Raw genomic sequence first — 15,949 nt, 5'->3', positions numbered from 1 at the left:
GGACCAGCCCCTCCAGGAGGGGCGCTTCAGGGGGACAGCCCCGCTCAGAGCAGTCCCGAAACCTCAATCGAGCGGGAGGGGAGGGCCCGGCGAGCGGGTCCCGCCCCCCTCTTTCCCCAAGGACCCCAGCCGGTCAGGAGGGGCACTCCCTATGCCGGGGTGCAGGTCGCCGTGGGTTGGGTGGTGGTGCCTGTGGCGTTGAAGCCGAAGGACGTGGTTGCGCCCGGGCCGACGTCGCCGTTGTAGCCGGCGTTGGTCACCGTGACGGACGTGCCTGACTGGGTGGGGGTGCCGCCCCACAAGTTGGTGATCTGCTGGCTGCCCGGCCAGGTCCAGGTGACCTTCCAGCCCGAGATGGCGCTGGTGCCGGTGTTCTTGATCCTGACGTTCGCCTGGAAGCCGCCCGGCCAGGAGTTGCCGGGCTCGTAGGTGGCGGTGCAGCCGGTTTCCGGGCTGACCGTGGGGGTGACCGAGACCGTCGGCGTGACCGAGACCGTCGGCGTGACCGAGACCGTCGGCGTGACGGTGATCGGAGGGCCGGTGCGGTCGCCGTAGATGATGCCGCGGCCGTTCGTGCCCAGGTAGACCCGGCCGTACACGCGCGGGTCGCCGGTCAGCGCCTCGCCCATGTTGCCCCACTGGTGCTCGTCGTCGTTGATGCGCAGCCAGCTCGACCCGCCGTCGTCCGAGCGGTACAGGCCGGTGACGCCGTCGATGGTGGCGACGGCGAAGACCGCCTGATAGGCGGCCCCGGGCGCGGCCTTGCCGAAGCCGACGTTGACCGCTTTCGTGACGCCGGACAGCTTGGTGAAGGAGGCTCCGCCGTTGGTGGAGTGCCAGATGCCGCCCTCGCCGGCCACCCACAGGTCGCCCTCGACGCCGGGCACGGCCTTGAACTTGCCGGTCGTGGGCAGCCCGGTGGCGGCGGTGGCGGTGAAGGTGGCGCCGCCGTTGGTGCTGCGGTAGAGGCGGCCGCCGCTGAGGCCGTAGAACGTCATCGGGTTGACCCGGTCGGACTCCACGACCGCGTCGGTGGGCAGGCCGGACGCGGTCTGCCAGGAGTTGCCGTACCCGACGGAGTAGACGGGCGTGACGCCCTTGGGCGCCCAGACGAAGCGGGAGCCGTCGGCCGCCGCGGCGACCGTGCCGCCCTCGTTGACGCCGCCCGGCTCGGTGCCCTGGAACCAGTTCGCGCCGCCGTCGGTGGAGAAGGCGACGTGGCTGTCGTTCGGGCGGTCGGCGTCGGTGAAGTTCCCGGCCCTGACCATGACCGACGGCGCCTTCTCGGCGTAGTCGAGGCTGGTCGTGGAGGTGAAGGTCGGCTGGGTGAACATCATCGGCGGGACGGCGTCCAGGTCGGTGTGCCGGAAGCCGGCGATGTCGCCGAGGCCGCTGATCAGCGGGGCGCCGCTGGGCGGGCTGATCAGGTCGAGGACGGCGGTCTCCTCCAGACCCCTGGCCATGGGCCGGATCGTGAACTTGCCGCCGGAGTCCCACTGGGTGAGGTTCTCGGTGCCGTAGATGGTGGCGCCGGTGCCGTACATCATCCGGTTGGAGTCGAACGGGTCGATCTCCAGCGACTCGGTCATCCAGCCGAGCTTGGGCGTGACCTCGGGCGGCTGCGGGTTGGTGCCGAAGGTCAGCCAGGGGTTCTCGGAGATGTTCATGGTGTAGCGGAACGAGCGGTCGGGGTAGGAGGTCCAGTCCCACACCCGGGTCCAGGTGGCGCCGGAGTCGGTGGAGCGGAAGAAGATGACGTCAGGCCACCAGGAGATCTGCGTGGCGACCATGATCGTCCCTGGGTTCCGCCGGTCGATGGTCAGGCCGCTGTAGCCGAAGTAGTCGTCGGAGCTGGACGACGGCACGGGGCTGATCTGGGTCCAGGCGCCGGTGGCGGTGGCGTAACGCCACACGTCGCCCTTGCCCCCGTCGTATGGCCCGCCGGTGTCGCTGGTGGCGATGTACAGGTAGCCGTTGACCGTGTCGAGCACGCCCTTGTGGGCGATGTAGCCGGTCGGCTGCCCGGCCAGGCGCGACCAGGTGGCGCCGCCGTCGGTGGTGCGGTAGACGGTGTTCTCCTTGTCGGCGACGCCGACGTAGATGGTCCTGGTGGCGCTGCCCGAGGTGGACGAGCGCTTGTCGAAGGTCACCCAGACGACGCCGGGCCGGTGGCTGAGGTAGCCGTTGGGGTCGTTCGGGTCCTGGGCGTAATTGCCGGCGTTGGGGAAGCTCGTCACCTTCGACCAGGTGGCGCCGTAGTCGGTGCTGCGCCACAGGCCGTTGCCGTTGGGCGCACCGAAGTACAGGACGCGGTTGTCGTTGGGGTCGACCGACAGCGCCTCGCCCATGCCGCGGCCCGGCATGTTGCCGCCCAGCTTGAACGGCAGCGGCGTGACCTGCCAGGTGTCGCCCTTGTCGGTGGAGCGCAGGATGGCGCCGTTGTTGGGGTCCCAGCTGTTGGTGTACATGCCGACGGCGGCGTACACGCGGCTGGTCTGGACGGGGTCGGTGGCCAGGCTGATCACGCCGTTGTAGCCCCACTTGTCCCAGCCGACCCAGTCGAGCAGCGGGGTCCAGGACTTGGTGGACTGGCTCCACCGGTACGCGCCGCCGATGTCGGTGCGGGCGTAGATGAGGTTGCGCTCCGTCGGGTTGAAGACGATGCCGGGGACGAAGCCGCCGCCGTCGATCCGTACGTTCTTGAACGCGTACGGATCGGAGGCGACGGCCGAGACCGGGGACATCCGCACCACGGCCGCCACGAGCAGGACGGCGGCGGCCGTGAGCATGACCAAGAGCCTTTTTCGCATGCGCGGCTCTTCCTTTCCTGGCGCCCGCTGGAGGGCGCCCCGAAGGCGTCGATGACCGCCATGCACGAGCAGAATGCGAGACCCTGACCGTCGCCGCGCCTTCGCGCATGAGCTTTCAAGAAGGCTCACACACCCGCGCACCGACGGTCAATAGTTTGGACGCACGACGAATTAACTGGCGACGGGAACGCTGTTCACCGGCCGTTCAGAGCGCGCATCAAGCGCCGCCCACAGCGCGATCGCGATGTAGAGCACCTGCTCGGGGATGCGCTCGGCCAGGGGCGAGGCGATCGAGGCGCCGGCGATGGCCGCGTAGATGTTGGCCGGCAGCAGCCCGACGAACAGCAGCGCCAGGCAGATGCCCGCGGGCCGCCTGAAGCGGGCGAGCACCAGCCCGGCCGCCCCGGCCAGCTCCAGCACCCCGGTCAGATACACCACGAACCCGGGGAACGGCACGAACGGCGGCACCATGGCCACCATGTCCCCGTAGTCGGGCATGAAGGTCACCCCTGCCGGGACGAAGTGCGCGCTCGCCGTCATGACCAGCATCACGGCCAGCCCGTGCGCCGCGCTCACCCGCCACGTGCCGAACCGGCCCACGCCGAGCGCGCCGAGCCCCCGGAACGCCAGCGTGGCGACCAGCAGAACGATCATTGTCACGAGAGCCCCCATTGGATAGTGCTACTAACTACTTGTTAGATAACAGCACTATCCAGCAGAACGCAACTCCTCAACGGATCCGGCTCTTCGCAGGCGGCGCGACGCTCACCCGCGACCCCCACCCGGTATAGCTGGTCACCATCTGGAACCGGCCGTCCGTGGGCACGTTGTCGACGGCCTGGCGCGCGGTGACGAGCCTGCGCGGCAGGTTGTCGGGGCCGAGCGTGAGCGCGTACGTCAGCACGGCGTCCCCCGCCCCGCCGCCGAAGGGCATGCTCGCCCGGAACCACGGCGACACCTTCCGCAGCGTGGCGTAACCGATCTTGCCGGAGTAGGTGCGGCCCTTCTTCCTGCCCTTGAGCAGGACCTTCAGCGTGGCCGGCTCCGCCGGGTTCACGAGCTGCCCGTAGGTGCCGGTGTAGGAGCCGGTCGAGCCCAGGGGCTCCTTGGCGAAGGTGCCGTCGCCCGGGCTGAACACGTCGACCCGGTGCGTGGTCCAGCTCTTCCCGCCGATCCAGATCGTACGGCCGCCGTCCACGGCGTACAGGCGGTTGAAGACGCCGCCCGAGTACTTCTTGACCTGGGCGGTGATATCGGAGGCCGCGATGCCCTTCTTGCCGAACCGCCACTTACCGGTGCGCCGTAAGAACGTCGTGGTCCCGGAGTCGCCCACCAGGGCCGTGGCGTCGCGGAACTTGACGCCCTTGCCCGGCTTCAGCGTCCTCTGGAGTGCCTTGACCGGGTCCGCAGGGGCGGCCAGGGCGGGGGTGGCGGCCATGGACACGCTCATGGACACGCTCATGGCCGCCACGGCGGCTACTGCGATCTTCCGCATGGAGTTTCCTTCCTTCGGGAGATCGCAGAGTCTGCCGAACCTTGATCACGACCTGGTGAACGCGAAATCCTTGATCCGCAGGTCGCCCTTGAACACCACGTACAGGTCGCCCGAGCCCGCCTTCGCCGTCGCGGTCACGTCCGCGTACTGGTAGATCCCGCCCGTGGCGGGCACCTGCACGGTCGCGAGCAGCGCGCCGGTCGGCGAGCCGCGCCGCACCTCGAACGAGCCGCCGCCCGTCGAGGCCACCGAAGCCGTGAACCGAGAGCCCCACGACGCGCGCGTGAAGGCCAGCCAGCCGCCGGCCGAGCCCTCGACGACCTCACCGCTCACCTTGCTCGCGTCAGCGAAGGCGACGCCCGCGTAGTCGTCGAAGTCCATGGCCCTGGTCGGCTTGGTCAGGTCGCGTACGGGGATCGTCTCGCCGGAGACGCGCAGCGTCGTGGACTGGCGGATGCGGTCGGAGGCGGAGCCGACGAGCACGTCGTGGGTGGCCTTCTCGACCGTCCACTTGTTCCGGGTGTGGTCCCAGACGGCCAGGTCCGCCTTCGTCAACGGGAAGCTCACCGTACGGCTCTCCCCCGGCCTCAGCGTCACCCGCTGGAAGCCGCGCAGCTGCTTGACCGGCTGCGCGAAGCGCGAGCCGCGCTGGTGGGTGTAGAGCTGCACGACCTCGTCGCCCGTCACCTTGCCGGTGTTGGTCACCTTCACGCTCACCTGCTCGCCCTGCACGCGTAGGCCCTGATAGCCGAACGTGGTGTAGCTGAGGCCGTGGCCGAAGGCGTAGAGCGGCTTGTCCCTGTTGTACAGGTACGTCATGCCGGTCTTGACCAGGTCGTAGTCCAGCAGGTCCGGCAGGTCGTCGCCGGCCGGCCAGGTCTGGGGCAGCCGCCCGCCCGGGTTGACGTCGCCGAACAGCACGTCGGCGATGGCGTGCCCGGTCTCGGCGCCCGCGTGCGTGGTCCACAGCAGCGTCGGCGCGTCCACGATGACCGGGTAACTGGTCTCCAGCACGACCACGGTGCGCGGGTTGGCCCTGCGCACGGCCTCGATCAGCCGCCGCTGGCCCTCGCCCAGCTTCAGCGTGTCGCGGTCGTGGAACTCGCGGCCGGCCACGAACGGGTGGCTGCCCACCACCACGACCGCGACCTGCGCCTTCTTCGCCTGCGCCGCGGCCTCGGCGATGCCGTCGGAGACGACCTCCTTGGTGAACGCGGCGGCCTGCGCCTTGGGCACCAGGCCGAGCGTGCCTTCCGGGGTGACGCCCACGTACGCGTCGGGCAGCGCGAACCAGCTCTCGACCGTCTCGTAGCCGGCGTACCTGATGAGGTAGGCGCCGCCGGGCTGCTTCTCCAGGGCGAACTGCTGGGAGACGTACCAGCCGTCGGGCTCGGCGTCGTCGGTGTCGAGCGAGCGCCAGTCGCCGCCGAGCAGCCGGCCGTTGCCGGCGTTGCGCAGTGTGGAGACGCCGCCGGTCCAGTCGGTCAGGTCCCACTGGGAGGCCACGGTGGGCGCGGTGGGCGCGGTGTCGGTGAGCGCGGCGTTGTCGTCGGGCCCCGTGCCGGTGGCGGTGAGGTACTTGCCGCTGTCCACGTGCTTGAGCGCGATGCGCTCCAGCCCCTCGCCGGTCGTCACGCCGGGCACCCGCTCCTTGATCCCGTCGAGCGGCGTCACCTGGTACGGCAACTGCCCCGAGTACCAGTCCCGGTAGAGCTTGCCGGCCAGCGGCCCGACCACGGCCGCCGACTTCGGCCTGCCCAGCGGCAGCACGCCGGAGTTCTTCAGCAGCACGGCCGCCTTCGCCGCGGTCTCGCGGTTCAGCTTCTGGTTGGCGGCGCTGTTGATCACATCGGCGCCGATCTTCTTGTACGGCCCGCCGTCCGGGTCGAAGTGCCCGAGCCTGGTCCTGATCGACAGCACCCGCCCGACGGCCTTGTCCACGTCCGCCTCGGTGATGCGGCCCTGGTCGAGCGCCGCCTTGAGGTTGGTGACCAGGGGCCCGATGTCGCTGCCGTCGATGGTGAAGCTGTCGAGCCCCGCCTTCAGCACGGCCGCGAACGCCTCGGGCTTGCCCTCGTAGTAGTGCTCCAGATCGGTGAGCGCGTGTGGTCCCCAGGCGTCGCTGACGTTGTAGAGCGTCTTGCCGGTCCACGACCTGACGACGGTGTCCAGGTCGGGGTTGACGTGGTTGGGCCGCCCGTTGACCAGGTTGTACGACGCCATCACCCCGGTCGCCGCGTCGGCCGAGATCGCCGCCTTGAACGCCGGCTCGTAGTACTCGTGCCTGAGCTTGGGCGTCAGATTGGAGGAGGTGAGGCTGCGGTCGGTCTCGTTGTTGTAGGCCAGGTAGTGCTTCAGGACGGGCGCGGTCTTGAGGTAGAAGGGGTCGTCGCCCTGGAGGCCCCTGCCGTACGCGGTGGACATGGCCCCGGTCAGCAGCGGGTCCTCGGAGTAGCCCTCCTCATTGCGGCCGGCCCTGGGGTCGCGCAGCAGGTCCACCACGGGCGCCCAGACCTGCAGCCCCCACAGGACGGGGTCGGTGGCGTTGTAACCGCGCGCCTCGTCGCCCACGGCCGAGCCGACCCGCTTGACCAGCTCCGGGTCCCACGTGCTGGCCAGACCCACGGCCTGCGGGAACACCGTGCCGCTCGCGAACTTCTGGTTCCAGTTGTCGTCGAGGTGGTTGGACCAGGCGACGCCGTGCAGGGCCTCGGTGCCGTTCTTGTGGTAGCCGATGCCGAGCCGGGGGATCGCGGGCTGCGACTGGTGCAGCAGGCTGAGCTTCTCGTCCAGCGTGAGCCGGCCGAGCAGGTCGGAGACCCGCTGGTCGAGCGGGAGCGCCGGATTCTGGAAGGGGTGGCTCGGGTCGGCCTGGGCGGGCGCGGCGAGCAGGGACGCGGCCAGGGTAAGGGTGGCTAATAACGGGACTTTTCGCATCTTGGGGTCTCCATCACTTGATGGCGCCGACCGTCACACCTCGGGTCAGCGTGCGCTGGAAGATCAGGAAGAAGGCGACCGCCGGCAGCACGCCGAGCAGCGCCGACGCGCTGGACATGGTGGCGTCCATGTACCGCTCCCCTTGCAGGATTCCGAGCGCCACCGGCACGGTCTGGGTGTCGTTCGAGATCAGGAAGATGAGCGGCAGGAAGAACTCGTTCCAGGTCCAGATGAAGAAGAAGATCAGCAGGACGTTGATCGTCGGCCGGCTGATCGGCACCACGATCCTCAGCAGCGCGCGCAGCCGCCCCGCGCCGTCGATCGCCGCCGCCTCCAGGATCTCCTTCGGGAACTGGCCCAGCACCGCGCTCAGCAGATAGGTGCCGAACGCCGCCTGGATCGCGGTCATCACGATGATCACCGCGAGCTGGGTGTCGTACAGGCCGGCGGCCTTGGCCAGGTAGTACAGCGGATAGGCCAGCGACTCCTGCGGCAGCGTGTTGGCCACCAGGAAGAGCACGAGGATCCACAGCCGGCCCCTCACCCGGCCGATGCCCAGCGCGTACGCGTTGAGCACCGACAGCACGACCGCGAGCACCGCCACGGACGCGCTGATCAGGAAGCTGTTCCAGAGCTTGGTGCCGAACTCCGCCCGGTTCCAGAAGTCCACGATGCCCTGCAGGTAGAGCCCGTCGGGCAGGCTCAGCGGCCCCTGCGAGCTGTACTCGGCCGGCGACTTGATCGCGTTCATCGCCACGATGACGAACGGGAAGATCATCACCACGGCCAGCACGACGAGCGCGAACAGCACCGCCCACCGCCCGGGGCCCCTCATGACTCACGCTCCTGCACCCGCAGGAACAGGAACGTCACCATGATGATGATCAGCGCCAGCACGGTGGCGATCGCCGAGCCGTAGCCGACGTTGCTCTTCTGGAAGAAGTTCAGGTACGAGAAGTACGACGGCACCATCGTCGCGTTGCCGGGCCCGCCGCGGGTCAGCACGAAGATCGGCCCGAACACCTTCAGCGCCGCGATCGTGCAGGTCAGCAGCACCACGAAGATCTCCGGCCGGATCTGCGGGATCGTGATGTGCCAGAACTTGCGCCACCACGAGGCCCCGTCGATCTCGGCCGCCTCGTAGTAGGACGGGTCCACCCGCTGCAGCCCGGCCATGAAGATGACGACCGGGTAGCCGAGCTGGAACCACACCATGACCCCCATGACCGTGGCCAGCGCCAGGTCGGGGTCACCGAGCCAGTCGAGGTCGAGGCCGAGCATCTGGTTGACGGCGCCGTACGAGGGGTGCAGCATCCAGCCCCACACCACGCCGGCCACCGCCACCGGCAGCACCTGCGGCAGGTAGTACATCGCGCGCAGCGCCGAGGCCGTGCGCGCGCCGAACCTCCTGCCGATGTAGTCGAACAGGGCCGCCGCCAGCACCAGCCCGATCGCGGTCGGCACGATCGCCATCGCCACGATCAGCCCCACGTTGTGCTGGAACGACTCCCAGAACCGCTCGTCGGCCAGCAGCCGCGTGTAGTTGTCGAGCCCGATCCAGCGCGGCGTGCCCACCCCCGACCAGCGGGTGAAGCTCGTCCCGACGTTCATCACGAACGGCACGACGATGACGGCGAGGAACAGCAGCAGGCTGGGCACCAGGTAGAGCCAGTAACCTCGCCTGCCACTCGTACGAACGCTCATCTAGTTGCCCAGGTCGGCGAGGTTGTCCTCGTACGGCCCGGCGATCTCGTCCAGCACCTGGGCAGGGGTCTTGCTGCCGTTGATGAGGTTCTGGACGCCGGCCACCAGCACGTCGTAGTAGCCGGGCGCGGGCCAGTCGGGGTAGAAGGCCAGGCCGTCGGCGGCGGTCAGCTTGTTGAAGGTCTCGATGAGCTCCTTGCTCTTCTCGTCGGTGATCGCGCCGGGGTCGGCGGCCACGGGGACGCCGCCGGAGTTGCCGAGCAGGTTCTGGATGTCCTTGCTCATCGTGATGTCGATGAAGTCGTAGGCGAGGTCCTTGTTCTCGGAGTTCTCCGGCACGACCCAGAGGTTGCCGCTCGACCCCGGCGACATGGCGGCGCCGGGGAACAGGAAGTGGCCCCACTCGAAGTCCTTGATCTCCGAGGCGAAGCGGCCGTACCACCAGCTCCCGCTGATCACCATGGGGAACTCGCCCTTCATGAAGGCCACACCCATGTCCTCCGCCTTGAGTCCGGCCGAGTTCTTCGCGATGTAGCCCTTCTTCACCCAGTCGGCGAACGTCTGCGCGCCGTAGGTGAACTCGGGCCCGTGGAAGTCGACCCTGCCCTTGTAGAGCTGGTACGCCTCCATCCACGGCTTCTGCGCCTTGGTCAGCGCGAGCTGGTAGAGGATCTGCTGCGCCGGGTACTCGGCGCCGGCGTTGGCGAGCGGGGTCACCCCGGCCTTGACGAAGGTGTCCAGCGCGGCGGTGAACTCCTCGTACGTGGCCGGCACCTCGACCTTGTGCTTGGCGAAAAGGTCCTTGTTGTAATAGACCATCACGAACTCGCCGTAGTTGGGCACGCCGTACCACTTGCCGGAGCCCATCACGCCGCGGTCGTCGTACTTGGCGGTGGTCTGCAGACCGCCGGGCAGCAGCTTGTCCCAGCCCCGCTTGGTGGCCTCCTCGCTGAGGTCGCTCAGCAGGCCCTGCTTCGACAGCAGCCCCGACGTGGCGTTGCCCTTGTTGTACTCCATGAGGTCGGGCGCCTCGTCCGAGTTGAGCACCATGCTCGCGGTCTTCTGGATCTGCTCGAAGCCCTTCTCCTCGAACTCGACCTTCACGTTCGGATGCGACGCCTCGAACTTCTTGATCGCCTCCGCCCACGCCTTGCCCATCGCGCTTTCGGCGCTCTCGTAGTGCCAGAGCTTGAGCACGCGCGGCTCCGTGCCGCTCGGAGCGGGGCTCTCCGAGCCGCCCGAGCCGCAGGCCGACAATGCCGACAGGGCGAGCACGGCGACGGCCAGCACCGCCGCGCCTCGTGATCTGACCATGATCCCTCCAGGGGGTGTTACGAGATGACGGCCCGCGCGGGAGCTCCGGCCACCGGGACGATGTCCACCCCGGTGACGCGCTTCGGGCCGGTGACGGCGACGCGCAGCTCGTCGCCGTCCCTGGTGGCGACCGCGACCGTCAGGCCGTCGGCGTCGTGGATGTGGACCGTGCCGTCGCCGCCCCCGAAGGCGACGAGCGTGATCTCGGGCGGCACGTCCACCGTGTCCCCTTCCTCCTGGACCGGGATGAGCGCGCCGTAGCGGACGAAAAGCGGGATCTGGTCGAGCGGCGTGCCGATCCGGACGTAGCGGGCGCCCTCCAGCACCTCGCCCGTCCAGTAGTCCACCCACCGGCCGTGCGGCAGGTAGACCTGCCTGACGCCGTCCGGCGCGGTCATGGGGGCCACGAGCAGGTCGCGGCCGAGCAGGTACTCCAGGTCGGCCTGCCAGGCCACCGGGTCGTCAGGGTGGTCGACGCACAGCGCCCGCATCATCGGCGCCCCCGTACGCGCGGCCTCGACGGCGGCCGAGTAGAGGTAGGGCATCAGCCGGTAGCGCAGCCTGAGCGCGGCCACCGCCTCCGCCTCCACGGCGGGGAACTCCCACGGCTCGCGGGTGGTGGTGCCGTGCAGGCGCACCAGCGGGGACAATGCGCCGAACTGGGTCCAGCGGACGTACAGGTCGTCGGTCGGGCGGCCGGTGAAGCCGCCGGCGTCGTGGCTCCAGAACGGCACGCCCGACAGGCCGTGCGCGAGGCCGCCCCTGATCGTGCTGCCCATGGCGGCGTAGCTGGTGTAGGTGTCGCCGCCCCACTGGGCGCTGTGGCGCTGCCCGCCCAGGTACGACGAGCGCGCCCACACCAGGTCGTGCCCGTTGACCTCGCGGGTGACCTCGGCCACGACGTCGTTGAACAGCAGCGTGTAGACGTTGTGCAGGTCGGTGCCCGACATGCCGTTGAAGGCGACCGCGTCGGCGGGCACGCCCTCGGCGAAGTCGGTCTTGAACGCGGCCACGCCCTGGCGCAGCAGCGGGCGCAGCAGGTCCTTGAACCAGGCGACGGCGGCCGGGTTGGTGAAGTCGACGATGCCGCAGGCGGGGAAGGAGCCGTGCCAGCAGTCGGCGACGTAGACGAGCCCCGCCTGATTCTTCAGGAAATATCCGGCTTCGGCGGCCTCGCGGAAGATCGGGCTGAGATGCGAGACGTACGGGTTCATCCAGAGGCAGACCTTGAACCCCATCGTGTCCAGCTCGGCCAGCATGCGCTCGGGGTCCGGGAAGTTCTTCGCGTCCCACCGCAGGTCGGACCAGTGCCCGTCGGTCTGCCAGTACGTGTCCAGGTGCAGCACGTCGCACGGGATGCCGCGCTCCCTGATCGTGCGCGCCCGGGCCAGCACCCGCTCCTGGCTGTCCACGCAGAACCCCGACGAGATCCACGTGCCGAACGCCCACTTCGGCGGCAGCGACGGCCGGCAGGTCAGCCGGTCGTAACGCTCCAGCACCTCGGGCGGCGTCGGCCCGGCGATCACGTAGTAGTCGAGCACGTCGTCGGGCACCACGATCTGCACGACGCTGTGCGTGGACTGGCACACGTCGAACTCCACCGGCGCGCCGCTGTCCACCAGCACGCCGTAGCCGCGGCTCGACAGGTAGAGCGGCACGTTCTTGTACGCCCGCTGCGACTCGGCGCCGAAGGCGTCGAAGTTCCACATCACCGGCCGCTGGCCGCGCTTGTCCAGGCGGGTGAACGACTCGCCGAACCCGCTGAACGCCTCGTCGGGCGCGGCGGCGAAGCTCTCGTGGTAGGCCACCGGGGTGCCCGCGGCGCGGGAGCGGCCGAACGGCAGCGTGCGCAGCCGGCCGCTGATGTCGGTGTGGCCGCGGTCCTGCTCGACCAGCGTGGCGCCGGAGGCGTCGGTGAAGCGCAGGTGCCAGGGCGACAGGCCGATCTCGGCGCGCAGCGGGCCCGCGTCGATCACGATCGGCTCGCCCGGCTCGGTCACCGCCCGCGCTTGCGCGTACGTGCCGGGCGTCACCAGCGCGATCGCCCCCTCCGAGCGGGGGCGCGCGGTCGCGTCCTCCGACAACCTGACCCTGATCACGCCCTCGCCCGCCACGCCCACCTGCACGACCAGCGTCTCCTGGGCCGTGGTCACCGCCTTGAGCAGCACCTCCGCGCCGTCGGCCGCGAGCAGCTCCGCCGAGGCGAGCGCCGACAGGCCGCCCTCGCCCCGCTCGCGGACCGGCAACTCGGGCGGGTCCGCGACGAAGTACTCGTGCGCGACCAAGGGAGGGCGATAGGGCATGGAAGCTCCTTCAACGCGGGCGCCAAACTCGTGAATTAGTTTGCTGTCCATACCAACAAACGTCAACGGTGCCGGCCCGCGGGAAGGCGCGAAGAAAAAGGCCGAGGCGGTTGCCTCGGCCTGTGCGAGCGCCCCGGTGGAGCGCGGGACGGCTAGATGGACACGCCCGGCTGCATCAGGCGGCGGGCGGCCTCGGTGATCGAGCCCGACAGGGACGGGTAGACGGCGAACGTGTGGGCGAGCTGGTCGACGGTCAGCCGCTGCTGCACCGCCACCGACACGGCCAGGATCAGCTCGGACGCCCGGGGCGCCACCACGACGCCGCCCAGCACGATGCCGGTGTGCGGCCGGCAGAACACCTTCACGAACCCGTCGTTGAAGCCCTGCATCTTGGCGCGGGCGTTGGTGGCGAGCGGCAGCTTGACCACGTTCGCCTCGATCTCGCCCGCCTCGATGGCCCGCTGCGCCACGCCGACCGCGGCGATCTCGGGGTCGGTGAAGATGTTGGAGGCCACCGTGGCCAGCCGCAGCGGCTGCACGGCCTCGCCCAGCGCGTGCCACACCGCGATGCGCCCCTGCATGGCGGCGACGGAGGCGAGCATCAGCACGCCGGTGCAGTCGCCGGCCGCGTAGACGCCGGGCGCGGACGTGCGCGAGACCTTGTCGACCTTGATGAAGCCGCCCCGGTCGAGCTGCACCCCGGCCTCCTCCAGGCCGATGCCGGAGGTGTTGGGCACCATGCCGACCGTCATCAGCGCGTGGGACCCCTCGGCCGTGCGGCCGTCCTCCAGCGTCACCACCACGCCGTCGGCGGTGCGCTTGACGGAGGCGGCCCGGGAGCGGCCCATGACGTTCATGCCGCGCCGCCGGTAGACCTCTTCGAGCACCTCGGCGCCGTCGGCGTCCTCGTTGGGCATCATGCGGTCGCGGCTGGAGACCAGCGTGACCTCCGACCCCAGCGACCGGTAGGCCCCGGCGAACTCGGCGCCGGTCACCCCTGACCCGATGACGATGAGGTGCTCGGGCAGCTCCTCCAGGTCGTAGAGCTGGCGCCAGTTGAGGATGCGCTCGCCGTCGGGCTCGGCGCCGGGCAGCACCCGGGGCGTCGCCCCGGTGGCCACCAGCACCACGTCGGCCCTGATCGTCCGGTCGCCGGCCCGCACCACCTGCGGATCGACCAGCCGGCCCCGCGCCCTGACGATCTCGACGCCCTCGGCCTCGACCCGCGTCGCGATGTCGGCCGACTGCGCCTGCGCCAGCTCCTTGACCCGCTTGTTGACCAGCGGCAGATCGACGCCCACCGTGCCGGCTTCGCCGTCGGGCCCGCCGGAGAACGACACGCCCAAGGAGGGGGCGTCGAGCAGCGCCTGCTTACGCACGGAGGTCGCGATCAGGGTCTTCGACGGCACGCAGTCGGTCAGCACGCACGCGCCGCCTGGGCCGTCCTGCTCGACCATCGTGACTTGCGCGCCTAGCTGAGCGGCCACCAGCGCCGCCTCGTAGCCGCCTGGTCCGCCGCCGATGATCACGATCCTCGTCACGTCACCCATTGTCCCGCATGCCCCGGCCCGAGGTCGAAACGGGGCGCGGTCTCAGGCGCTACGCTTGTCAGCTGTGCCTGTCTACGCCGCCTACGGCAGCAACATGGACCCTGAGCAGATGGCCATGCGTGCCCCGCACTCCCCCATCCGGGGCGTCGGATGGCTGCCGGGCTGGCGTCTGACGTTCGGCGGCATGGACCTCGCCTGGGAGGGCGCGGTCGCCACCATCGTCGAAGATCCCGACGAGCACGTCTTCGTGGTGCTCTACGACGTGCCCGAGTGGGAGGAGACCTCGCTCGACCAGTGGGAGGGCGCCGTACGCGGGGCCTACCACAAGGTGCGGCTGCGGGTGCAGACGCTCGACGGCGAGGTCGTGGCCTGGTTCTACGTGCTCGACGGCTACGAGGGCGGCCTGCCGTCGGCCCGCTACCTCGGCAGCCTGGCCGAGGCGGCCGAACGGGCGGGCGCTCCCGACGACTACGTCAAAGAGCTGCGAGAGCGCCCCTGCACCTCCTACGGCGGTTAGCTGAGCGGCTTGTCCTTGGTCTCCCTGAGCACGAAGAGGTAGACCAGGGTCGAGATCAGCGCCAGCGCCGACATGTACCAGGGGAAGAGCCCGGGGTTGCCCGCGTCCTTCAGCGCCGTCCCGATCAGCGGCGCGGTGCCGCCGAAGATCGCCACGGTCAGCGAATACGGGAACCCGGCGCCCGCCGCCCGCACCCGGGTGGGGAAGAGCTCGGCGTTGACCGCCGCCGAGATCGAGGTGAAGCAGCCGAGGAAGACCATGCCGATGAGCTGGACGACCAGCAGACTCGCGTAGGCGTCGGTCAGCAGCCCGAGCATCGGCACCGGCAGCACGACGAACCCGATGCCGAACGTGATCAGCATGGGCCTGCGCCCGATCCTGTCGGACAGCATGCCGAGCAGCGGCTGCAGGATCATGAAGAAGACCAGCGAGATCGTGCCGATCTGCAGCGAGTCCGCCACGTCGAAGCCGACGGTGATCTGCGCGTACGTGGGCAGGAACGTGGTCCACGTGTAGTACGCGACGGTGCCGGCGACCGTGATGCCCACGATGGTGGCCGCGGACCTCGGATAATTCTTGAGGAACTCGAACATCTTGGGCCGCTCGGCCTTGCCGCTCTGGATCTCGCCCGCGACCGCGGAGGTCTCGTCGGCGCCCCTGCGGATCCACAGGCCCACGAGGCTGAGCAGGGCGCCCACGAAGAACGGGATCCGCCACCCGTAGGAGTCCATGTCGGCTTCGATCAGGAGGGTCGCCAGCAGGGCGGCCAGGCCCGAGGCCAGCAGCTGGCCGATCGTGGTGCTGACGTACTGGAAGCTCGAGTAGAGGCCGCGGCGGCCGTGCGGGGCCGACTCGACGAGGAACGTGGTGGCGGCGGCGAACTCGCCGCCGACCGACAGGCCCTGGATGAGCCTGGCCAGGGTCAGGATGACGGGCGCGAGCAGGCCGACCGACTCGTACGTGGGGGTCAGGCCGACGATCAGCGAACCGACGCCCATCAGCATGATGGTGAACGTCATCGCGGCCTTACGTCCGTAGCGGTCGGCGAACGCGCCGACCACCAGGCCGCCGAGCGGGCGCATGAAGAAGCCCACGGCGAAGACGGCGAACGAGCTGAGCAGCGGCACCAGGCTGTTGCCCGAGCTCTCGGCGAAGATCTGGGCGGAGAAGATGGGAGCGAGGAAGCTGTAGGCGTACCAGTCGTACCACTCGACGACGTTGCCGATGCTGGCCGCCGTGAGCTGGCGGACACGGCTCTTGGGGATGCCGAGTGGTGATTGCGCCACCGGGGAGGTCGCCACGTGGGCTCCTTTGCTGAC

11 protein-coding genes are annotated in these 15,949 nt (G+C 69.7%); 1 reads left to right on the top strand and 10 read right to left on the bottom strand.

Annotated features, from left to right (window positions below):
• Nucleotides 1–149: 149 nt before the first annotated feature.
• The 9 genes from ABZW11_RS00655 to ABZW11_RS00615 all read right to left on the bottom strand — a co-directional run bounded on the left by ABZW11_RS00655 (nt 150) and on the right by ABZW11_RS00615 (nt 14,104).
• Nucleotides 150–2,810 (bottom strand): cellulose binding domain-containing protein, encoded by a 2,661-nt coding sequence (locus tag ABZW11_RS00655; RefSeq protein ID WP_355411118.1) that lies wholly within the window; start codon nt 2,808–2,810, stop codon nt 150–152.
• Between the two features lie 171 nt (nt 2,811–2,981).
• On the bottom strand, nt 2,982–3,464 hold the full coding sequence (locus ABZW11_RS00650) for a hypothetical protein (protein ID WP_355412008.1): 483 nt from the start codon (nt 3,462–3,464) through the stop codon (nt 2,982–2,984).
• A gap of 76 nt (nt 3,465–3,540) precedes the next feature.
• Nucleotides 3,541–4,305 (bottom strand): hypothetical protein, encoded by a 765-nt coding sequence (locus tag ABZW11_RS00645; RefSeq protein WP_355411116.1) that lies wholly within the window; start codon nt 4,303–4,305, stop codon nt 3,541–3,543.
• Between the two features lie 45 nt (nt 4,306–4,350).
• Nucleotides 4,351–7,242 (bottom strand): glycoside hydrolase family 3 C-terminal domain-containing protein, encoded by a 2,892-nt coding sequence (locus tag ABZW11_RS00640; RefSeq protein WP_355411114.1) that lies wholly within the window; start codon nt 7,240–7,242, stop codon nt 4,351–4,353.
• 13 nt (nt 7,243–7,255) lie between these two features.
• Nucleotides 7,256–8,077, bottom strand: a complete 822-nt coding sequence (locus ABZW11_RS00635) for a carbohydrate ABC transporter permease (protein ID WP_355411112.1) — start codon at nt 8,075–8,077, stop codon at nt 7,256–7,258.
• A complete protein-coding gene (locus tag ABZW11_RS00630) occupies nt 8,074–8,946 on the bottom strand; it encodes a sugar ABC transporter permease (RefSeq protein WP_355411110.1) in 873 nt (290 codons plus the stop codon). Before ABZW11_RS00630 ends, ABZW11_RS00635 begins: the two co-directional genes overlap by 4 nt.
• Entirely contained in the window at nt 8,947–10,260 is a 1,314-nt protein-coding gene (locus ABZW11_RS00625) for an extracellular solute-binding protein (RefSeq protein ID WP_355411108.1), read from the bottom strand. It lies immediately after the preceding gene.
• A gap of 17 nt (nt 10,261–10,277) precedes the next feature.
• Nucleotides 10,278–12,563 (bottom strand): TIM-barrel domain-containing protein, encoded by a 2,286-nt coding sequence (locus ABZW11_RS00620; RefSeq protein WP_355411106.1) that lies wholly within the window; start codon nt 12,561–12,563, stop codon nt 10,278–10,280.
• A 152-nt stretch (nt 12,564–12,715) separates the two neighbouring features.
• Entirely contained in the window at nt 12,716–14,104 is a 1,389-nt protein-coding gene (locus ABZW11_RS00615; RefSeq protein WP_355411104.1) for an NAD(P)H-quinone dehydrogenase, read from the bottom strand.
• 73 nt (nt 14,105–14,177) lie between these two features.
• Here ABZW11_RS00615 and ABZW11_RS00610 point away from each other — a divergent pair, with 73 nt between their 5' ends.
• Complete coding sequence (locus ABZW11_RS00610; RefSeq protein WP_345396149.1) at nt 14,178–14,630, top strand: gamma-glutamylcyclotransferase; 453 nt, start codon at nt 14,178–14,180, stop codon at nt 14,628–14,630.
• Here ABZW11_RS00610 and ABZW11_RS00605 read toward each other — a convergent pair.
• Complete coding sequence (locus tag ABZW11_RS00605) at nt 14,627–15,931, bottom strand: MFS transporter (protein ID WP_355411101.1); 1,305 nt, start codon at nt 15,929–15,931, stop codon at nt 14,627–14,629. The genes ABZW11_RS00610 and ABZW11_RS00605 overlap by 4 nt on opposite strands.
• Nucleotides 15,932–15,949: the final 18 nt, after the last annotated feature.

The sequence above is a fragment of the Nonomuraea sp. NPDC004580 genome, assembly GCF_040609855.1.
Classification (GTDB): Bacteria; Actinomycetota; Actinomycetes; order Streptosporangiales; family Streptosporangiaceae; genus Nonomuraea; species Nonomuraea salmonea.
Note: the sequence above shows the minus strand (reverse complement) of the source record. Positions and strands in the feature narration are given on the sequence as shown.